General features: G+C 63.2%; 3 protein-coding genes (1 of these 3 cut by a window edge). All 3 read right to left on the reverse strand.

The features are described from left to right. Tightly spaced (each overlapping or abutting the next), the 3 genes in view from PGR6_RS19130 to PGR6_RS19140 form a layout consistent with a single transcriptional unit that may run on beyond the window. Window positions 1-3,237: a non-ribosomal peptide synthetase gene (locus tag PGR6_RS19130; protein WP_064619060.1), complete on the reverse strand. Its 3,237-nt coding sequence runs from the start codon at window positions 3,235-3,237 to the stop codon at window positions 1-3. After that, window positions 3,234-16,754 (reverse strand): non-ribosomal peptide synthetase, encoded by a 13,521-nt coding sequence (locus PGR6_RS19135; RefSeq protein ID WP_064619063.1) that lies wholly within the window; start codon window positions 16,752-16,754, stop codon window positions 3,234-3,236. Before PGR6_RS19135 ends, PGR6_RS19130 begins: the two co-directional genes overlap by 4 nt. Then, on the reverse strand, window positions 16,754-23,578 hold the 3' portion of the coding sequence (locus PGR6_RS19140) for a non-ribosomal peptide synthetase (RefSeq protein ID WP_064619067.1). The gene runs 5,547 nt beyond the window's last position; only the last 6,825 of its 12,372 coding nucleotides appear in the window; its start codon lies off the right edge, out of view; the stop codon is at window positions 16,754-16,756. The genes PGR6_RS19135 and PGR6_RS19140 overlap by 1 nt, the downstream gene beginning before the upstream one ends.

Consider the following 23,578-nt stretch of genomic DNA (forward strand, 5'->3'; position numbering starts at 1 on the left):
TCAACCGTTTTGTGCAGCCTTGGCGTTCTGCAGTTGCCGGGCTTTTTCGGTGAGCAACGCTTTTTCTTCGGGGCTCATGTTGTCCAGACGCAACCGCGCCTGGGCGATTTTCTCCAACTGACCCGGACTGCTTTCTCGGGAGCGCAACGCCGCCGCCAGACCCGCCACGGTCGGATGGTCAAACACCACGCCCGGCTGGATTTCGCACTGCAACAACTTGCGAATGCCGGCCACCAGTTTGATCACCAACAAGGAATGGCCCCCAGCGGCGAAAAAGTCCCGGTCGATGCCCAGACGCTCAACCCCCAGCAACTGCGCCATGCGCGTCACCAGCAATTGCTCAAGAGCATCGCGGGGTTGCATGCCTTCATCGTCAGCCGAGGTGGACGCGAGTTGTTGCAAGGCCTTGCGGTCAACCTTGCCGTTGGCCAGTCGCGGGAAGCTGTCGATCAATTGCAAGTGCTGCGGCAGCATCACACTGGGCAGGCGCAGCGCCAGTTCGTCGCGAACGGCATCGAGCAAAGTCGCCGAAGGCGCCTGATGCGGCACGATGAACGCGAGCATCCCGTCTTGCGCGGACGGCCCCGGCAACACCAGTGCTTGCGCGACCTGCGGCACACGCAGTAACTCGGCTTCGATCTCTGCCAGTTCGATACGGAAACCCCGTACCTTGATTTGCTGATCGCGCCGACCGTGCAACGCAATCGCCAGATCCGGGCGATAGCGGGCCAGGTCGCCGGTGCGGTACAGGCGCTCCTGCGGATTGAACGGGCTCTGGATGAACACTTGCGAATCGGCCTCGACATTCACGTAGCCGCGACACAACTGCGCGCCGCCGAGGTACAACTCGCCCAGCACACCGACCGGCGCCAGTTGCCGGTTATCGTCGAGTACAAACACCTGATTGTTGCCCAACACCCGGGACAGAACGCCGGCGTCAGGCACCGCCGCCTCCAGATCCAGCGGATGAACCAGCACGCCGACCGTGGCCTCGGTCGGGCCGTAGTGATTGAACACCCGGCAATCACTGCGCAAACCGGCGATCCGTTGCACCAATGCCTGGGCAATCGGCTCGCCACCCAGCACCAGCGTGCGCGGCAGTTGCGCGCGTTCGCTGTCGAGCAGCGCAGCCAGGTGCGACGGAACGATCTTCAGGCAATCGATGGCTTGCCGTTGCAGGAAGTCGGCAAACAAATTGCCGTCCTGCATTTGCTCATCGCTGGCCACATGCAGTGCGGCGCCGTTGAACAAGGCGCCGAACAGCGCCGTGTTGCCCAGGTCTGCCGCCACCGTGGAGGTGAAGCCGAACTGCTGGCATTGCTCCAGCCCCAGGGCCTGGCTGACGTGAGCGGTGTAATTAAGTAATTGCCGATGCTCGATGACCACGCCTTTCGGCATACCGGTGGAGCCGGAGGTGAACAGCACGTACGCCGCCTGATCGCCCTGTGTGTCGAGGGTGATGGCCGACGTGCTCGCCGGCGCCGATTGCAGCACACGATCCACGGTCGCCAGGGGCAACGGATAATCGTGCCATTGCGCGATGTGCCCGGCGTCGACCAGCAGCAACGCAGCGCCGGCCTGTTCCAGCATCAAGGCTTGACGGGCTTGCGGCCATTGCGGGTCCAGCGGCAGGTACGCGGCGCCGATGCGCCACGCCGCGAGCATGGCGATCACCAGCTCCGCCGAGCGTGGCAAGGCCAGCGCGACGATAGCCCCTGGCGCCACCCCCTGGGCTTTTAATGCCTGGGCCAACACCTCGACCTTCGCCTGCAACTGCCCGTAACTCAGACGTCGATCGCCGTCAGTCAAGGCGATGGCTTGCGGCGTGGTCCGGGCCCAGTCGGCAATGCGCTGCGGCAAGAACCGGCTATCGACCCGTGCTCGCACTGGCGGGTTGATCGCCAGCAAGCGCTGTTGTTCGGCGGCTCCCAACACGTTCAGTTGACCGAGTTCGGCGTGAAGATTGGCAACGATGTTTTCGAGCAATACGCGCAACTGCTCCAGCAACCCTTCCATCGCCTGAACCGAGTAACGGGACGCGTTGTAATGCAGGTGGAACGCGTGGGCATTGCCCGCCTCGTCCGTTTCCAGTTCAAGCATTAATTCAAACAGCGCTTCGCGCACTGCCGAACGCGGAGTCCATTGCAGATCAGCGGACGTCGCGGCTTGCATGGCCCGGCACACGGCAAAACCATACGCCGGGCGAGCCGCCGTAGGCGCCAGTTCAGGCGCCCAGTACTCCTGCCATGTACGGTGCTCATCCAGACGCGCCGCCAACTCTGCCACCCAGGTGCTGAACCCAGCATTCGCCGTCAGTGGCAGGTTCAGCGGCAGGGTTTTCTCGAACACGCCCACGGCATCGCTGAAGTATTGGTAATCTTCGCGACTGTCATGCCGCACACCGACCAGCACCTGTTGATGCCCGCTGAGCCGACCCAGCAACAGCCACCAGGCCGCTTGCAGCACCACACTCGGCGATTGCTCCAACGCCCCGGCCACTTGCTGCAAACCGCTGCGCAGTGCCGGATCGAGCGTGAGCGCCAGCGATTCAGTGGCCGACGACAATCGAGGATTGCCGTTGCGATAGGCCAGCCACGGAGTACTCAGATCAGGATCGACGCCTTGCAGGTGTTCCTGCCAGTAAATACGTGCGCCGGCCGCGTCTTCGTCGAGCACCACTTCACTGCGCCATTCCAGGTACTGGGTGAATTCACCGGTCTCTTCATCATCGTCCGCCGCCGTTGGTTGCCCATAGGCCCGCACCAATTGCTGATACAGCAACCGCACGCCGCTTTGATCGAGGCTGTGCCGGGCCAGGCCCAAGACCAATTTCCATTGATCATCGGCCAGGCGATAGAGCACCGCTTGCGCGCCCTCGGATTCACCGACGACAAAAGCACGTTCCGCCCATTCGGTGAGCTGAGCCTGAATACCGGCCGGGGTATCGACCCGCGCCTGCACGCTCAGCGGGAAGCGCTCCGCCCCCCCGACGAACTGTCGGACACCATGGAATCCCGGCGCCTTGCCCAGCCGCGCAACCAGCATCGGCTGTTGCGCCAGCAAGCGATCCAGTGCGTTTTGCACCCGCTGCGGATCGAGGGCGCCGCGGATCTCGATCTCCAGGAAATGCAGCGCATCACCACAGGCCGGGGCCTTGGGCAACTGCTCCAGCCACCGTTGCTGTTCAGGCGTCAAGGCGTAACCCAGGTCCTGCCGGTCCATCGATACCTCGTTCATGCTCCGGTTTCCTCGGTGTTCATTTCGCGTTCAAGGGCGCTGCGGTCGAACATATCGCCCATGGCCACGACAATCTTGCGCGGGCCTTCGAACGGATCACGGGCATGGGCCACCAGCATGTTGTCGAGCAGGATGGCGTCGCCTTTTTGCCAGTCGAAACGCACCGCGCATTCTTCGTACAAGTCACCGATGCGTTGCATCACTTCATCTTCGATCGGCGTGCCGTCGCCGTAGAACACGTGGCGCGGCAAGCGGTCCAGGCCGAACATCGACAACAGGTCTTCCCGCACGTCCGGCTCCAGCCAATAGATGTGATGCAGTTGCACCTGGTTGAAGAACGATTTGGCGCCGGTCACCGGGTGACGAATGATGGCCGGCCCTGGGGTGCGGGTTTGCAGTTCATTGTTGTCGAGCCAGCGCCATTCGATGCCGCCGGCCCGGCAACGGGCCTCGACTTCGGCACGGTCTTCAGTCTTGAAGAAGTGCTGCCAGGACACGTCGAGGTTGTCGGTGAAGGTGCGCACGTAAAGCAGGCCTTTTTCCTCGAACTTGTCCCGCAGGTCCGCCGGCAGTTTTTCGTACATCAACCGGCAATCCACCACTGGAGTCGCACCGCCAATGGGCGCGGCTTGCTCGCAATAGAACATCTGCTTGCGCGGCCAGCGGTCCTGATGGGAGCTCTCGTTGTGGAACAGGATCATCTTGCGTTCCGGGTACGGCGTGGAACGGTAGGTGTTCTTGCCGCCCTCTTTCTTCGGCAGATCGCCGTACTGGCCGTAAAGCCCTGGCTGGATCGCTTCGGCAAACGCCTCGAAGCCCTGAATGCCGTCCAGTTCGAAACCACGGAACAGAATCCCGGCGTGCCTGGCGAGTTTTTCTTCGATCAGCGGCCGGTTGTTGTTGATCCACTCGATCAAGTCCAGATGCGGCTCGTTAGGTTCCAGCAGCAGCGGGAACGGCTGTGGTGCGGCGATCAGCGATTCGCGGATCGGCGCTGGTCGGGCCTTGGCCGCCGGGGCGGCGCCGCGCTTGAGGAACTTGCCGAGTTTGTCGGCCTTGGGTCCGGGGACGGCAGGCTTGGCGGCCACCGCTAAATTGTCGACTGGCATGCTGATAGCTCCCAATTGAATGTCCTGATCAGCGACGATCTGTTCCAACAGGGCTATCCAGGCCTTCACCAGGTGCTGGATGCGCTCGTGTCCGAACAAGGTTGTGGCGAATTGCCAATTACCCAGCAATTGCCCTGCTTCATCGTCAACGAACAACGCCATGTCGAATTTAGAATGGGTCTCCAGCGCCGGCAGCGATTCCACGCTCAAACCGCCGATGGCCTGGGTGCGTCCCGGCAGGTTGTTCATCACGAACAACACTTGCACCAGCGGATTCATGCCCTTGTGCCGCGGCACGTCCGAGGCGTCAACGATCATGTCGAACGGCAGGTCCTGATGCTCCAGGGCACTGAGCAGGGATTCCTGGGTCTGGCCCAGGAATCGGGCGAACGGCGTGGTGGCGTCGAACTGCGAACGCAACGGCAAGACGTTGACGAAGAAGCCGATCAACCGCTCAAGCTCCGGCTGTTCACGCCCGGCCACGTCGGCACCGACCAACACATCCGCAACGCCGCTGACCTGGTGCAACAACACCTGGAACGACGCCAGCAGCGTGCTGTACAGCGTGACGCCCGCGTCCATCGACAACTGGCGCAAGGCCGTGCTGAGTGGCGTGGTGAGCTGGAACTGCACCGAGTCACCCGCATAGGACGGTGTCAAGCCACGGGGGTTGTCCGATGGCAACTTCAGTTGCCCGTCATAGCCCGCGAGCCGCGCTTTCCAGTACTCGACCTGACGCGCCAGCACGCCTTGCTGTTCCAGCTCCTGCTGCCACAGCGCGAAGTCGGAATACTGCACCTCCAGCGCCGGCAACGGGGTCAGGTCACCGGCCTTGATACGGTGGTAAATCTCCACCAGTTCGTTGACCAGCAAGCCCATCGACCAGCCATCGGAAATGATGTGGTGCATCGCATACAGCATCACATGCTCGGTCGGCCCCAGGTGCAGGATCCGCCCACGCAACAGTGGCGCGTGTTCCATATCAATCGGCGTGCGCGCGTTTTCCAGTGCCGCTTGTGCCACCCATTCTTCCTGGGCACTGCGGGACAGACCGGACAAATCGATCACCGGGAAATCCAGTTCAACCTGCTCGGCGATCACGGCAATCGGGTCACCTTCATCGTCCTGGGTATACGCGGTGCGCAGCACTTCATGGCGGCGCACCACCTCGGCGAAACTGCTGATCAGCCGTTCCACCGACAACTCACCACGCAAACGCAAGGCCATCGGCATGCCATAGGCCGCGGTGCCGCCGGACAATTGCTCGGCGATCCACAAGCGACGCTGCACCAGCGACAACGGTGCGCTGTGCCGGGTGCCATGGGCCTTGAGCACCACACCGTGGTGGCCGTTCGGCTCAGGTGTGCCCTGCTGCTGCGCGATCCACGCCGCCAGGTCCTTGAGTCGCGGATGGCTGAACAGGTCGCGCAGGCTCAACGTACAGGCCGTGAGTTTGCGCAGGCGCGAGACCGCTTGCGTGGCGAGCAGGGAATGCCCGCCCAGTTCGAAAAAGTGATCGTCGCGGCCGACCTGTTGCAGTTCCAGCACGTCCTGCCAGACCGTAGCGATCTGCTGTTCCAGTGCACCTTCAGGCGCGACATAGTCCAACGCCGCCAGATTGGCATCGACGCCCGGCAAGGCCTTGCGATCGATCTTGCCATTCGGGCTCAGGGGCAGGCCTTCGAGGAACAGCACATGGGCCGGAACCATGTAATCCGGCAGGCTGGCCTTCAAGCGTGCCTTGATGTCACCGCGCAACGCCGCCAGCGTGGATGAATCGGCGCTGGCTTGCGCCGGATCGTCGAACACCACGTACGCCACCAATTGCTGACCGATGGCGCCCGGTTGCGCCACCACCAGTGCCTGACGCACCGCAGGAACCCGCAGCAGATGGGTTTCTATTTCACCGAGCTCGATGCGCAATCCACGAATCTTCACTTGATGATCGACCCGCCCGACGTACTCAATCACGCCGTCGGCGCGATAACGCGCGAGGTCGCCGGTGCGGTACACGCGGCCACCGCCCAGTGGATCGAACGGGTCGGGAATGAAGCGTTCGGCGGTCAATTCCGGGCGCTGGAAGTAGCCCCGTGCGAGCAGCTCACCGCCAATCACCAGTTCACCGACCACACCGACCGGCGCCGGTTGGCCCTGGGTGTCGAGTACATGAATCGCCCGGCCGCCCAACGCCCGGCCAATCGGCATGGTCACCGGCAACGGGTCGCGGCCGGACACGTAGTCGCTGCAATCGAACAGCGTGGCGCTGACCGTGGCTTCGGTCGGGCCGTAGGTATTCAGCAGACGCACATGGCCCAGCCCGGCCTGGCCCCAGGCGGCAACACCTTCCGGCGGCATGGCTTCGCCACCGACGATCACCTGGCGCAACGCGCCATAGTCACGATGACCCGTCGCCACGAGGTCCTTGGCCAACATATTCCAGTAGGCGGTGGTCAGGTCGCTGACGCTGAACTGCTTGTCGCGCAATTCGCGATACCAGGTCTCGCTGTCCCAGATGTCCGGCCCGCGCAGCACCACCGAGGCACCGCAAATCAGTGCCGGGTAAAGCTGCTCGACAAAGGCATCGAAGTTGAACGTGGCAAATTGCAGCGAGCGGTCCTGCGGCGTGAGGCCGAGGAAATCCAGGGCCACCCGGGCATGACGGGTCAGCGCCGATTGAGTGATGCCAACGCCTTTCGGGCGCCCGGTGGAGCCCGAGGTGAACATCACATACGCCAGGTTTTGCGGGCCGCTGCGCTGCGGCAGATTGTCGGTCCGGGTCGGGTAATCCAGTTGATCCAGGCTCAGGACGGTCACACCCGCAGCTTCTGGCAACTTCGGCACGAGGTGGCTTTGGGTCAACAGCACACGCAGACCACTGTCCTCGATCATCGCGCCCAGTCGCTCGGCCGGGTACTCCGGGTCCAGCGGCACGTAGGCGCCACCGGCCTTGAGCACCGCCAGCAGGCTAATGATCATCTGCGTCGAACGCTCGACCGCAATGCCCACCAGCACTTCGGGGCCGACGCCGTGTTGCAGCAGCACGCGGGCCAATTGGTTGGCCTGGGCATTGAGCTGGGCATAACTCAGGCGTTGCTCGTCGAAAATCAACGCCAGCGCGTGCGGCGTGCGTTCGGCTTGCCGTTCAAACAAACGCTGCACGCACACGTCATCGACCGGCAGCGCCAGCGGCTCGCGCACAGCGGTCGAGACCAGGGCCAGATCGCCCACGGCACTGGCGGCAGGTGCCTCGACCATCTGCAACAGCAGGTGCGCGAGATGCCCGGCCAGTTGTTCAATCGCGGCGTCATCGAACTGCTGACGATCGAAACTCAGTTGAAACGACAACTCGGCGCCGAGATTGACCGACAGGGTCAACGGGTAATTGGTTTGTTCGAAGTTACCCACTTCACCGAAGCGCAGATCTTGCGGTGCGCCCTGTTGCAGGGCTTCGGAGATCGGGTAGTTCTCGAACACCAGAATGTTGTCGAACAGCGCTTCGCCGCCCTGCCCGGCCCAACGCTGGATGTCGAACAGCGCGGTGTGTTCTTGCTCACGCAAGGCAAGGTTCTGCGCCTGCACCTGTTGTAGCCACTGCGCCAACGGCTGTTCGGCCCGTGGGCTGGCGACCACCGGCAAAGTGTTGATGAACAGGCCGATCTGCTGTTCGACCCCGGCCAGTTGTGCCGGACGTCCGGACACCGTGGCGCCGAAGCTGACCGTGTCTAGCCCGGTATAGCGTTGCAACAGCAACAGCCAGGCTGCCTGCACCAGGGTGTTGAGGGTGACTTTATGTTCCCGTGCAAACGTATTGAGCCCGGCGGTCTGCGCCTGGTCCAGGGTCAGGAAGTGCTCGCCTTGAGCGGTGTTGGCCGCATCGCTGCCGGTCCACACCAGCGCCTTGGCCAACCGGGTCGGCTCATCGAACCCGGCCAACTGGCCTTTCCAGAAACCTTCGGTGACCTGCGCGTCCTGTTGCGTCAGCCATTCGATGTAGTTGCGATAACGCCCCGCCGTGTTCGCCGGCACCTGGCCGCTGTAGCGTTGCAGCACTTCCCCGAGCAGCTGCGAATTGCTCCAGCCGTCCATCAAGATGTGATGGCTGGTGTAGATCAGGTGAAAACGCGCAGTGTCGAGACGCACCACCGTCAGGTTCAGCAACGGTGCGGCGGCAAGGTCAAAACCCTGCTGGCGCTGCGCGGCCGCCAGTTCGCTGAGCGCCAGGGCCACATCGCTGTGGTCGCGCCAGTCATGGAAGGTGAACGGCACGGCCAGCTGCTTGTGAATCACCTGCAACGGACGCTTGAACTCGCCGTCCCAGACAAAACTGCTGCGCAGTACATCGTGCGCATCCATTACCGCTTGCCAGGCCTCGCGGAAACGCTCGACGTTCAAGCCTTCGACATCCACGCACAGCTGATTGATGTAATCGCCGGCCTGCTGCTCGTAGAGGGTATGGAACAGCATGCCTTGCTGCATCGGTGACAGCGGGTAAATGTCTTCGACCTGACGTGGCGTCACGGGCAATGAATCAAGCTGGCGTTGCGTCAACCCGGCCAGCGGGAAGTCCGACGGTGTCAGCCCCTGATGCCGAGTCTCACAGCAGTGCTCGATCAACAGCCCCAGTTCCTGCGCATAAGCCTGCGCCAATCGTTCGATGGTCGACGGATCGAACATCTGCCCGCTGAACGTCCAGCCGATACTCAATTCGCCGCCATACACCCGGCCATTGAGGGTCAGCCAGTTGTCCAGCGGCGCCAGCGGACTTTGCTCCGCGCCCGCCGATTCGCTGGCCGGGGTGAACAGTGCACCCGCCTCGTCGCCGAACCCGGCATCGAACTGGCCCAGGTAGTTGAAGGTAATGCGCGGCACGGGCAAGGCTTGCAGCATTTGCCGGGTACTGTCATTGCCCAGGTAGCGCAGCGCGCCAAAGCCCAGGCCTTTATCGGGGATCGCCCGCAGTTGTTCTTTGATCGTCTTGATCGAGTCCTGCGGCGTGCTCGCCGGGGTCAGCCGAACCGGGAACAGGCTGGTGAACCAACCCACGCTGCGGCTCAAATCGAGTTCGTCGAACAGCGCCTCGCGACCGTGGCCTTCGAGCTGGATCAGGGTCGAGGCGTCGCCCGTCCAGTCCGCAATCACCCGCGCCAGCGCCGTCAGCAACAGGTCGTTAACCTGCGTGCGATAGGCCGCCGGCGCCTCCTGCAGCAGCTGGCGGGTTTGCTGTTTGTTCAGGCGGGTTTGCACATGCAAAGCGTGGCGGTTGTGCAACTCGCCCTGGGGTCGATCGCAGGGCAAGTCATTGCGCGCATCCTGCAATTGCCCTTGCCAGAACGTCAGCTGAGCCTGCATCGCCGGGCTGTCGGCATGTTGTTGCAAGCGTCGCGCCCAGGCCTGGGTGGCACTGGTCTTGGCCGGCAATGTGAGCGTTTGGCCCGCCTGCAACTGCTCATAGGTCTGTTGCAGGTCTTCAAGCAGAATGCGCCAGGACACGCCGTCGACCACCAGGTGATGGATCACCAGCAACAGTCGCTGGCTGCCATCGGCCATGTTCGCCAGCACCGCGCGCAGCAGATTACCGCTCGCCAGTTCGAGGCTGCGCTGTGCCTGTTCGCCCAACTGCTCGAGTGCCGCCGCATCGGCGACATCGGCGGTCCACAGCAGCGGCGACTGTTGCCAGAGCGCCTGTTGCTCGGCCGGGGAGCGATGCTGTGCGGTCCAGTTATCGCCCTGATGGGTGAAGGCCAGACGCAACGCGTCGTGATGGCTGACCAGTGCCTGCAACGCACGCTCCAGGTGTTGGGCGTGCAGAGGTTTGGCGGACTTGAGCAGCACCGACTGGTTCCAGTGGTGCGGCTCGGCCATCTCGCGCTCAAAGAACAACTGCTGGAATGGCAGCAGCGGCGTGTCGCCAGTGACCGGGCCCTGGTCGATGCGCAAGTCGCTGTCGCCGACCTTCGCCACCGCCGCGAGGCTTTGCACGTTCTGGTGCAGGAACAGGTCTTTAGGGCTGAAATGTATCCCCGCCTGACGCGCCCGGCTGACCACCTGGATCGAGATGATCGAATCGCCGCCCAGCTCGAAGAAGTTGTCGCTGATTCCCACCTGCGGCCGCCCCAGCACGCTTTGCCAGATCGCCACCAACGCCTGTTCGGTGGCAGTGGTTGGGGCGGTGTAAGCCTTGCTGCTGACCGTGGTGTCGGCCTTGGGCAACGCCTTGCGTTCCAGTTTGCCGTTGGGGCTGACCGGCATTTTTTCCAGCCACAGCCAATGCTGCGGGACCATGTAGTCCGGCAATGTCTGGCTCAGGTGTTCCTTGAGGCGGCGCTGCAAGGCGTTGCGAGTTTCGTCGTCAGCGTGCAGCAATGCGTCGCGGGCCGGCACCACATACGCCACCAGCAGCGTGCCGTCCTGGGCGATGACCACGGTTTCCCGGACTTCGTCGTGTTCGGCCAGGCGCGCTTCGATCTCGCCCAATTCGATGCGCAGGCCACGGATTTTCACTTGATGGTCCATGCGTCCGGCGTATTCGATCACCCCGTCGGCGCGATAACGCGCCAGGTCGCCGGTGCGGTACAGACGCTGGCCGTCACCGAACGGGCTGGTCGCGAAGCGCTCTGCCGTGAGCGATGGGCGACGGTGATAACCCCGGGCCAGGCCTTCGCCGCCCAGGTACAACTCACCAATCACGCCCACCGGCACCGGCGACAACTCGTGATCGAGAATGTAAGTGCCCAGGTTGGCGATCGGCTGGCCGATCGGCACGCTGTCGCGCCCTTCCTCGATGCACGTCCAGTGCGTGACGTCGATGGCCGCTTCGGTCGGGCCGTAGAGGTTGTACAGCCCGGCATTCGGCAGCTTGGCAAACACTTGCTGCTGCGCGTCCACTGGCAGGGCTTCGCCGCTGCAGACAATCCGGGTCAGGCTGCGGCACTGGCCCACCGCAGGGTCTTGCAGGAACGCCTGCAACATCGACGGTACGAAGTGCAGCGTGGTGATGCGTTGCGCGGTGATCAGTTCGATCAACTGCGCCGGATCACGATGAATACCCGGCGCGGCCACCACCAGGGTCGAACCGGTCAGCAGCGGCCAGAAGAACTCCCAGACCGACACGTCGAAACTGAACGGGGTCTTTTGCAGCACGCTGTCCGTGGCGTCGAGCCGATAGGCCTGTTGCATCCAGCACAGACGATTGATCAGTGCCGAATGACGGTTGCCCGCGCCTTTGGGTTTGCCGGTGGAGCCCGAGGTGTAGATCACATAGGCAAGGTTTTCCCCGTCGAGATCAACGCCAGGGTTGGCATCGCTGCGGCCTTCCAGCCAGTCGCCGTCCTGATCCAGCACCAGGCTGCGAATGCCGGCCGGAATCGGCAATTGCTCAAGCAAATGGCTCTGGGTCAGCAGCAACTGGATGCCGCTGTCTTCAAACATGTAGGCCAAACGTTCCTGTGGGTATTCCGGGTCCAACGGCAAATAGGCACCGCCCGCCTTGAGAATCGCCAGCAGGCCCACGACCATTTCCACCGACCGCTCGACCGCGATGCCCACCAGCACATCCGGGCCGACGCCCTGCTCGATCAGCACGTGAGCCAGTTGGTTGGCGCGGCCATTGAGTTCGGCGTAGCTCAAGCGTTGCTCGGCAAACACCAGCGCACACGCCTGCGGGGTTTTACCGACCTGCTCTTCGATCAGCGCCTGCACGCTGCGATGCAACGGGTAGTCGACAGCGGTGGCGTTCCAACCGGCGACCGTCAATTGCCGCTCGCGGTCATCGAGCAACGCCAATTGCCCGACCGGGCGGTGGATGTCCTCGACCAGGCCCTGCAACAGATTCAGCCAATGCCGGCCCATGCGCTCGATGGTCGATGGCTCGAACAAATCAGTGGCGTAGGTCAGCGACGCGTGCAGGCCTTGCGGGTTATCACTGGTGTCCAGGGTCAGGTCGAACTGCGCGGTGCGGTGTTCCCAACTGAGGTTTGCCAGCTCGATGCCCGGCAACGATTCGGCCAGCGTTGAGGCCGCTTCGCTGCGATGGTTGAACATCGCCTGGAACAGCGGGCTGTGACTCAGGTTGCGTTGCGGTTGCAGCGCATCGACCAGTTGCTCGAACGGCAGGTCCTGATGCATCTGCGCCGCCATGGCCGTCTGCTTCACCTGTTGCAGCAATTGCGCGCCCGTCAGCTGGCCGTCGAACTCGGCGCGCAGCACTTGAGTGTTGACGAAGAAGCCGATCAGACGCTCGGTCTCCAGCCGATTACGGTTGGCAATCGGCACGCCGACGCGGATATCGGCCTGGCCGCTGTAGCGATGCAGCAAGGTCTGGAACGAGCCGAGCAACAGCATGAACAGCGTGACGTTTTCCCGTCGGGACAAGGCCTTCAGGGCATTGCTCAGGGATTCGTCGAGGGCAATCGGCAGACGCGCGCCACGGAAACTTTGCTGCGCCGGACGCGGATGATCCAGTGGCAGCTCCAGCAGCGGCTGTTCGCTGCCGAGTTTTTCGCACCAGTAGGCCAACTGCCGATCCCGTTCGCCGGCGGCCATCCATTGACGCTGCCACACCGCATAGTCGGCGTACTGCACCGGCAGTGGCGGCAATTCGGCCGGCCGGCCCTGGCTGATCGCCGCATACAGGCCCATCAAATCGTCGATCATCACCTGCAACGACCAGGCGTCGGAGACGATGTGGTGCAGGGTCAGAATCAGCACGTGATCCTGCTCGCCCACCTGCAGCAGAACGAAGCGCACCAACGAGCCGTCGAGTACATCGAACGGGCGTTGCGTCTCCTGTTCGACGAAGGCCTTGATGCTCGCTTCATCGCTGGCAGCCAGACGTTGCTCGACAAAACTGATGCGGCCTTGCGGGCGAATCACCTGCCAGGTGCGGCCATCTTCCTCGACGAACGCTGTGCGCAAACTTTCGTGGCGCTCCACCAGCGCCTCGAAGCTGCGTTGCAGGGCATTTTTGTCCAGCGCGCCGCGCATCCGCAGCGCGGTCGGGATGTTGTAGGCGGCGCTGTCGGGGTCCATTTTCCACAGGAACCATTGACGCTCCTGGGCAAAGGACAGCGCCAGCGGTTGGTCACGGTCGACCCGGGTCATCGGCGGTGACTGTTCGCCCGGCTCGGCGCCCAGCGCCTGGACGAAATCCTCCAGGGTGCTGTGCTCGAACAGGCTGCGCAACGGCACCTGAATGCCCAGCACCCGACGCACCCGCGACACCACTTGGGTCACCAGCAGGGAGTGCCCGCCCAGCTCGAAGAAGTTGTCGGTCAGGCCCACGCGGTCCAGCTTCAGTACGTCCTGCCAGATGGCCGCGACTTGCTGTTGCCGCTCGCTCTGTGGGGCGACATAACGCGCCTGTAACTGGCTCGCGTCCACCGCTGGCAACGCCTTGCGATTGAGTTTGCCGTTAGGTGTCAGCGGCAGGCTGGCGAGAAACAGCAGGTGCGCCGGGACCATGAATTCCGGCAGGCATTCCTTGAGCCGCGCCTTGAGTTCATCGCGCAGACGCAGTTGCTCGTCGGCGGCATCGAGGTCCAGTTGCGGCGCGACCACATAGGCCACCAGTTGCTGGCTGCCCAGGGCTTCCTGCGCCAGCACCGCGACTTCGCGGACCGCTGGCAGCTCCAGCAGACGCGCTTCGATTTCACCCAGTTCGATGCGGAAACCGCGGATCTTCACTTGATGGTCGATACGCCCCATGTATTCGAGCACGCCGTCGTGACGATGGCGCGCCAGGTCGCCGGTGCGGTACAGCCGCGCGCCGTTGCCGAACGGGTCGGGCAGGAAGCGCTCGGCGGTCATTGCCGCTCGGTCGTGATACCCACGGGCCAGGCCGTCCCCGCCGATCAGCAGTTCGCCAATCGAGCCCGCCGGGTTCGGCGTCAGGTCATCGCCCAAAATGTACAGCGTGGTGTTGGCAATCGGTTTGCCCAGGTACGGCTGGCGCTGCTCGCGGGTCAGCTGCCAGGCCGCCGACCAGATGGTGGTTTCGGTCGGGCCATAAAGGTTCCAGACCTGCCCCGCCAGGCCGAGCATGCGTTGGGCCAGGTCATCGGCCAGCGCTTCGCCGCCGCAGAGGAATTTACAACCCTGGAGGGTGGGCGCCTGTTCGTGGTCGAGCAGCATGCGCCAGGTCGACGGCGTGGCTTGCACCACGGTGACTTGCTGCTGCCGGATCATCTCCAGCAGCGCTTGCGGATCCTGGGCGGTGTGCTTGTCCACCAGCACCACACGGGCACCGCTGAGCAGCGAGCCGTAGATCTCCAGGCCGAAAATATCGAACGAAAACGTGGTCAACGACAGCATGCGGTCCCGGGCCTCGATGCCCGGCTCCTTGACCATGCTCACCACCAAGTTCACCAGCGCCTGATGGCGCACCATCACCCCTTTGGGCTTGCCGGTGGAACCGGAGGTGTAAATCGCATACGCCAGGTGTTCACCGCTGAGCGCTACCTGCGGATCGGCTTCGCTGTAACCGCGAGCGTGCTCGCCTTGCGGGTCGAGCAACAGGGTTTGCACGCCAGCCGGAATCGGCAGTTGCCCGGTCAAATGCGCCTGGGTCAGCAGCAGTTGCAAGCCACTGTCTTCGATCATGTGCGCCAGACGGTCTTCAGGGTATTGCGGGTCCAGCGGCACGTAGGCACCGCCCGCCTTGAGAATCGCCAACAGCCCGATCAGCATTTCCAGGCTGCGGTCGATGGCGATACCGACCAACTGATCCGGGCCGACGCCCCGTTCGATCAGCCGATGGGCCAACTGGTTGGCCTGGCGATTGAGTTGTGCATAACTCAGGGATTGCCCGTCGAACACCAACGCCGTGGCCTCTGGCGTGCGCCGGGCCTGGGCTTCGATCAATTGATGAATGCAACGGTCAGTCGGGTATTCGGCGGCGCTGCAGTTCCAGTCGACCAGCACCTGCTGTTGTTCGGTTTCGTCGAGCAGACCTAGTTCGCCTACACGCTGCTGCGGATCGGCAACGATACTGCCCAACAGGTTTTGCCAATGCCGTGCCAGACGCTCGATGGTCGCGCCGTCAAACAGGTCGGTGGCATAGGTCAGTTGTGCGCCGAGGCCCTCGGGGCCGTCGAAGGTTTCCAGGGTCAGGTCGAATTGCGCGGTGCGCGATGGCTGATGCAAGTGGCGGATCGTCAGCGCCGACTCGCCCGTGCCCAGGCGGCTTTGGCTGGCGCCGGTGCTCTGGTGGTTGTACATGACCTGGAACAGCGGGCTGTAGCTCAGGCTGCGTTCCGGCTGCAAGGCCTCGACCAATTGCTCGAAAGGCAGGTCCTGATGCGCCTGGGCGGCCATCGCGGTCTGTTTGACCTGGGCCAGCAGCGTGCTGAACGTGGCCTGAGCATCGAACTCGGTCTTGAGCACCTGGGTGTTGACGAAGAAGCCGATCAGCCGTTCGGTCTCGACCCGGTTGCGGTTAGCGGTGGGCACGCCGACGCGAATCTCGGCCTGGCCACTGTAGCGATGCAACAAGGTCTGGAACGACGCCAGCAACAGCATGAACAGGGTGACGTTTTCGCTTTTGGCCAAGGCGCTCAAGCGCTCGCCCAGTGCCGGCGGCAACGCCAGCTCATGACGGGCGCCACGCAGGCTCTGCACCGCCGGACGCGGATAATCGGTGGGCAATTCCAGCACCGGATGTTCGCTGCCCAAGTGCGCCTGCCAGTAGTCCAGTTGCCGCTCGCGCTCCCCGGCTTCCATCCAGTGCCGTTGCCAGATGCCATAGTCGGCGTACTGGATCGACAGCGCCGGCAAAGCGAGTTCGTGGCCCTGGCGGTAAGCGCCGTACAGTTGCAGCAGTTCATCGACCATGACCCGCATCGACGCGCCATCCGAGGCGATGTGGTGCTGGGTCAGGGTCAGCACGTGCTCCTGCGCACCAAGGCGCAGCAGGCTGACGCGCAACAGCGGCCCGTTGACCAAGTCGAACGGCTGCCCGGCCTGTTCGGCGACGAACGCTTGAATCTGCGCTTCTGGCGACAGGGCATCGGGGCTTTCATCCAGTTCATGCACGGCGACGGTCAGGTTCATGTGCGGATGAATCACCTGCACCGCTTGCTCATCCTGCTGCCGGAACGTGGTGCGCAGGCTTTGATGACGGGCAATCAATGCATTGAAACCGCGTTCGAGTGCCGCGATGTCGAGTTCGCCCTGCAACTGCATGGCACTGGGGATGTTGTAGGCGGCGCTGTCGGGGTCCATCTGCCAGAGGAACCACTGGCGCTCCTGAGCAAAAGACAGCGGCACCGGATCGAACTGCGACTGGGTTTCGGGAATCGGCAGGTTCGCCGGTGAAACGCCCTCCTCGAGCATCTTCTGCAGATAGACCCTGCGCTTGTCGAGCGGCAAAGTAATGAAGCGCCGGGCGATCTTCAAAGCGACATTGGTATCCATCAAGCTTCCTCCATTTCGTCAAGCAGGGCGTCCAGCTTGCTCAGTTTCAACGTATCGACCTGCTCACCTGCGGTTGCCAGACTGCTGACGAAATCCGTGAGTACGGGGTGTTGAAAAATCAGTTGTGGGGTCAGTTTCAGGCCCAGTTCCAGTTGCAGGCGTGAAACCACATTGACGGCCAGCAACGAGTGGCCGCCCAGTTCGAAAAAGTGATCCAGCAGGCCGACACGCTCGACTTTCAGTACGTGCTGCCAGATCGCCGCGACCTGCTGCTCCCGCTCGCTCTGCGGGGCGACATAACGCCCCTGTAAATGACCGCCCTCCACCGTCGGCAACGCCTTGCGGTCGAGCTTGCCGTTGGGCGTCAGCGGCAATTGTTCGAGGAACAACAGGTGCGCCGGGACCATGAATTCCGGCAAAGACTCCCTGAGCCGTGCCTTGAGTTCATCGCGTAGGGACTGCTGATCATCGAGCTCCAGTGGTGAAGCGACCACGTAGGCCACCAGTTGCTGATTGCCCAAGGCTTCCTGCGCCAACACCGCCACTTCGCGGACCGCTGGCTGCTCCAGCAGGCGCGCTTCGATTTCCCCCAGCTCGATGCGGAAACCGCGGATCTTCACCTGATGATCGATTCGGCCTCGGTACTCGAGCACGCCATCGGCCTGATAGCGGGTCAGATCGCCGGTGCGGTACAGGCGCTCGCCGTTGCTGGCGAACGGGTTCGGCACGTACTTCTCGGCGGTCATGCCCGGCCGCCCCAGGTAACCCCGAGTGATGCCGGCACCGGCCAGGTACAACTCGGCCGATACGCCCTGCGGCACCGGGTGCAGATCAGCGTCGAGCAAATAGCTGGCGGTGTGTTTGAGCGGGCGACCAATGTTCGCCGTGCCACCCGCTTCGCGACGGGTCCAGGTGGAATAGGTGGTGTCTTCCGACGGGCCATAAAGATCGTAGACATGCGCCACGGTCGGTTGCCCATAAAGCGCATCGACCAGCGACTGCTTCAGCGGCTCACCGGCGAGGTTGATGATGCGCACGCTCGGCGGGATCTGCCCGGCACTGTGCAGCGCATTGATCGCCGACGGCACGGTGTTGATCAGGCGAACCTGATCGCGGGCGGGCAGTTGCGGCAGCTCCAGGGCGTTGCGGGCGATGATCAGCGAGCCGCCGTTGGCCAGGGTGACAAACAGCTCCCATACCGACAGGTCGAAACACACCGAAGTCGAAGCCAGCACACCCTGAATGTCGTCGCGGCTGTACACCGATTGCGACCAGTCGATCAGCGCCAGCACGTTGCGATGGGCGATGGCCACGCCTTTGGGCTTGCCGGTGGAGCCGGAGGTGTAGATCACGTAGGCCAGGTTATCCGGCGTGACACGGGTGACCGGTGCGCTGCTTGGGTAAGTGGCCAGCCACGACTCGGCGTTGTCCATCAACAGCACTTGAGTGCCCGCCGTCACGTTCAATGTTGCCGCAACAGCCTGCTCGGTCAGCAGCACCAGCGCACGGCTGTCGTCGAGCATGTAGGCCACGCGGTCGGCTGGATAATCCGGGTCCAATGGCACATAAGCGCCACCGGCCTTGAGCACCGCCAGCAGCGCCACCAACAGACTGTCGGAACGTTGCATCGCCACGCCGACCCGCACTTCCGGGCCCACGCCCAACTCGATCAGCTTGTGGGCGAGTTGGTTGGCGCGGCTGTCGAGTTCGGCGTAAGTCAGTTGCTTGGCCGCGAAGGTCACCGCCTGCGCATCCGGTTGGGCGGCGACTTGACGGTCGATCAACTGGTGAATGCACAGCTCCTGGGCGAAACCTTCATCGCTACGGTTCCAATCCAGCAACACTTGTTGCTGCTCGGTTTCATCCAGCAGCAACAACTCGCCGAGACAGCGTTCACCGGCGTCGATCATCTGGCTCAACAAGTGCTGCAAATGAGCCGCCAATCGCCTCACCGTCGCCGGCGCAAAACTGCCGCGCTGATAACTGAAGTGCAGCGACAGTTGCGTGTCGAGGCTCACCAGCAGGGTCAGCGGATAGTTGGTTTGCTCGCGGCTGGCCACCGGACCAAAGCGCAGCCCTTGCGGGGCTCCCTGCTCAAGGGCCTGGGCGATCGGGTAGTTCTCGAACACCAGAATGTTGTCGAACAGCGCTTCACCGCCCTGCCCGGCCCAGCGCTGGATATCGAACAGCGCGGTGTGTTCGAACTCGCGCAAGGCCAGGTTTTGCCCTTGCACCGCTTGCAGCCAACTAGCGAGCGATTGCTCGGCCCGAGGGCTGGCGATCACCGGCAAGGTGTTGATGAACAGCCCGATCTGCTGCTCGACACCCGGCAAGTCTGCCGGACGACCAGCGACCGTCGCGCCGAAGGCCACGGTGGTTTTGCCGGTGTAGCGTTGCAGCAACAGCAACCAGGCCGCCTGTACCAGCGTGTTGACGGTGACTTTCGCGGCCCGGGCGAACTCGCCCAGACGCAGGGTTTGATCGGCCTCCAGCACCTGGAAGTGATCGCCGTAACCTTGGGTTTCGGTAGACGCTTGCGGCACTGCGACGGTCTGGGCCAGGCGCGTCGGCTCTTCCAGCGCCAGCAGCGCCGGGGTCCAGAACGCTTCGCTGGCGGCCGAGTCCTGGCGTTGCAGCCAGGCGATGTAATCGCGGTAACGTCCGCTGTGTGCGGCGTTGAACTGGCCGCTGTAACGCTGTAGCACTTCGCCAAGCAACTGCGAGTTGCTCCAGCCGTCCATCAGGATGTGATGGTTGGTGTAGATCAGGTGATGACGGTGGTCGTCGATACGCGCAATCACCAACCGCAACAAGGTCGGTGCGCTCAAGTTGAGCTGTTGGCGTTCCGTGTCGGCAAGCGTCTGCAAGGCCTGATCGCACTGCGGATGGGCGCGTAAATCATGCAGGCTGTAAGGCATCTGCGCGTGCTTGCTGACCACCTGCACCGGGTTTTCCAGTTCGCCCTGCCAGACAAAGCGCGTGCGCAGAATGTCGTGGGACTCCACCGCCGCTTGCCAGGCCTGATGGAAACGCTCGGGGTCGAGCCCGTCGACGTCCAGGCGAATCTGGTTGATGTAATCGCCGGTGGTTTCCTGGTACACGGCATGGAACAACATGCCCTGCTGCATCGGCGACAACGGATACAGGTCTTCGATCGATTGCGGCGTCAGCGGCAAACCGTCCAGTTGTGCCTGGCTCAAGCGCGCCAGCGGGAAGTCCGACGGGGTAACGCCGTGCTGACCGGCCTGGCAGCAATGGGCGATCATCGCTTGCAGTTCCAGTGCGTAATCGTCGGCCAGCGCTTGAATGGTCGCCTCATTGAACCGTTCGCGACTGAAGGTCCAGCCCAGGTTCAGTTCACCGCCATACACCTGACCATTGAGGGCCAACTGGTTGGCCAATGGCGCACGAGCATCCAGTTCATCACCGGCCGCGTCACTGCACGGTACGAACAAGGCGCCGTCGGCTTCGGTGAAGCTGCCGTCGAACTGGCCAAGATAATTGAAGGTCAGGCACGGCACCGGCAATTGGCTGAGGATTTGACGTGCAGCGTCGTCACCCAGATGGGCCAGCGCACCAAAACCGAGGCCCTTGTTCGGGATCGCGCGCAGCTGTTCCTTGATCTGTTTCAGCGAACCACCGAGGTCAGCGACCGGCGTCAGTTTGGCCGGGTACAGGCTGGTGAACCAGCCGACGGTGCGGGTCAGGTCAACGCCGTCGAACAGCTCTTCACGGCCATGACCTTCGAGCTGGATCAACGCGCTGTCGGTCCCGGTCCAGCGCACCATGACGCGGGCCAGAGCGGTCAGCAGCAGGTCGTTGACCTGCGTGCGATACGCCGCCGGGGTGTCTTGCAGCAGTTGCCGGGTCATTTCCTTGTTCAGTTGCGTGCGCACCGTCAGTGCATGCTTGTTCTGTTGCCCGCCCTCGGGATTGTCCTCCGGCAACGCCACGTCGGCGCCGTGTAACTGCTGTTGCCACCAGGCCAGTTCGCTGCGCAGTTCAGCACTGCGGGCGTAGGTTTGCAGGTGCTCGGCCCAGACCTTGGCCGCACTGGTTTTGGCCGGCAATTGCAGGGGCTCGCCGCTCAACAGCTGACGGTAAGCGGTTTGCAGATCGTCAAACAGAATCCGCCACGACACGCCGTCCACCACCAGATGGTGGATCGCCAGCAACAGGCGCTGAGTGCCGTCATCGAGGTTCGCCAGCACCGCGCGCAGCAGCGGCCCGTGCTGCAGGTTCAAGCTGCGTTGCGCCTCATTGGCCACCGCTTCCAGTGCCGTGGCGTCGGCGACGTCAACCGCCCAGAGCAACGCCTCGGTCTGGCTGCCCGGCGCGCGGTACTGCGCCCGCCAGCCCTCGACCTGTTCGACGAAGCTCAAGCGCAAGCCATCGTGGTGCGTAACCAGCGCACCAAACGCCTGCTCAAGCAGATTGGCATTCAGTATTTGCGTCGGTTTGAGCATCACCGCCTGGTTCCAGTGCTGACGCTCGGGGATGGTCTGTTCGAAGAACGCCTGCTGCACCGGCAATAACACCAGATCGCCTGTGACCGGCCCCTGATCGATGACCTGAGCCTGCTCACCCAACCGCGCCACCGTGGCCAGTGCCTGGATGGTCTGGTGCTGGAACAGGTCTTTTGGCGTGAAGCGGATGCCGGCCTGACGGGCGCGGCTGACCACTTGAATCGAGATGATCGAATCGCCACCCAGTTCGAAAAAGTTGTCGCTCAAACCGACCCGATCGAGTTTCAGCACGTCTTGCCAGATCGTCGCCAGTTGCTGCTCCAGTGCGCTTTGCGGCGCCACATAGGCTTGCTGCAATTGGCTGATGTCCGGCTTGGGCAGGTTCTTGCGGTCGAGTTTGCCGTTGGGGGTCAGCGGGAGGCGCTCAAGCAGCAGCAAATACGCCGGGACCATGTGCGCCGGCAGCGCGACTTTAAGTTGCTCGCGCAAGCTGTCGGCGAAATCAGCACGCTCGGCGTTGAGCGCATCGGCGACCACATAAGCCACCAGGCGCTTGCCGCTGCCGGCGGTGCCTTCCTGGGCAACCACCACGGCTTCGCGTACCCCATCGAGGGTTTGCAGGCGCGCTTCGATTTCCCCCAGCTCAATGCGGAAACCGCGAATCTTCACCTGATTGTCGATGCGATCCAGGTAATCGAACGTGCCATCGGCACGCTGCCGCACCAGGTCGCCGGTGCGGTACAGCAAGCCACCGACCGCGCTGAACGGATCGGCAACAAACCGCTCAGCCGTCAGGCCGGGACGGTTCAGGTAACCCCGGGCCAGGCCGGTGCCGCCCAGGTACAGCTCACCGGCCATGCCTTGGGGCAGCAGGTTCAGGTCGGTGTCCAGCACATAAGCGCTGCGGTCGCCGATGCGACTGCCGATCGGCGCGTAGGCCGCGCCGCACTGCACGTCGCGCCCGGCCTTCCAGATCAGCGGCGTGACCACGGTTTCGGTCGGGCCGTAGCCGTTGATGATGTAGTCCGGATCGAGCGCACGCTTGACCCGCTCGAAACTGGCGTTGGGCACGGCATCGCCGCCGAAACAGTAGATCCGCACCTTCGGCGGATGGCCTTCACGTTCGGCGTGTTCGGCCAGTTGTTGCAGGTAGACCGGCGGGAACGCCACCACCGTCACGCCGTGTTCGCGCATGACGTTGTAGGTCTGTTCCGGGGTCCACAGGCTGTCGTCGCGAACCAGCAGCGAAGCGCCGTGGGTCAGGCTGGTCAGCCAACGCTCATGGGCGCCGTCGAAGGCGAAGGACATGAAGTGGAATTCGCAGTCGCTGTCACGCATTTCATAGCGTTCGCCAATGGCCTGGCAGTGCATCGCCAGCGGGCCATGGGCGACGCTCACGCCTTTGGGGTTACCGGTGGAGCCGGAGGTGTAAATGACGTAAGCGAGGTTCTGCGGATCGAGCGGCACCTTGGGCGCGGCGAGGGATTGGCTGCGCAGATCGAGACGGTCGAGCTCCAGCACCGGGACCGCATCATCCACCGGCAACTGCGCAGAAACCGACGAATCGGTGAGCAACAACGCCAGCCCCGAATCCTCGATCAGATAAGCCAGACGCTCGCGCGGGTAACTGGTGTCCAGCGGCACGTAGGCACCGCCGGCCTTGAGCACCGCCAGCAGCGCGACGATCACCCCTTCGCTGCGCGGCAAGGCCACGCCGACCCGGCTTTCCGGGCCGACACCCCGCGCGATCAGGGCGTGGGCCAACTGATTAGCGCGTTGGTCGATGTCGCCATAGCTGAACCGCTGACCGGCGAAAATCACCGCTGTGCGCTCGGGGCGTTGGGCGGCGAGTTCGGCGATGCGTTGGTGCACGGCGACATTCACCGGGTACGGCTGCGGCTGGTTATCGGCCTGTTGCTGCGCCCGTTCGGCGGCGCTGGCCAGGGCAATTTCACCAAGATTGCGTTCGGCCGACTCGGCGAACTGCTCCAACAGTTGCAGCAGGTGCGCAGCGATGCGTTCGATCGTGGACGTTGAGAAATGCGCCCGGTCGAAGCTGTAATGCAGGGCCAGGGTCTGGCCCAATGTCACGGCGACGCTCAACGGATAATGGGTTTGCTCAAGGTTGGCGACGTCGCCGAACACCACGCCTTGCTCCGCGCCCCGTTGCAGCGCCTGGGCAATCGGGTAGTTCTCGAACACCAGAATGTTGTCGAACAGGGCTTCGCCGCCCTGCCCGGCCCAGCGTTGAATGTCCGCCAGCGGCGTGTGCTCGAACTCGCGCAGGCTGAGGTTTTGCGCCTGTACCGCTTGCAACCAGTGGCCGACGCTTTGGTCCGGACGCGGCGTGCCGATCAC

The sequence above is a fragment of the Pseudomonas sp. GR 6-02 genome, assembly GCF_001655615.1.
Taxonomy (GTDB): Bacteria; Pseudomonadota; Gammaproteobacteria; order Pseudomonadales; family Pseudomonadaceae; genus Aquipseudomonas.

Bases quoted from the DNA above. Each gene is read 5' to 3' on its own strand.
- PGR6_RS19130 (WP_064619060.1), bottom strand. From the start codon at position 3,237: ATGAACGAGGTATCGATGGACCGGCAGGACCTGGGTTACGCCTTGACG.
- PGR6_RS19135 (WP_064619063.1), bottom strand. From the start codon at position 16,754: ATGGATACCAATGTCGCTTTGAAGATCGCCCGGCGCTTCATTACTTTG.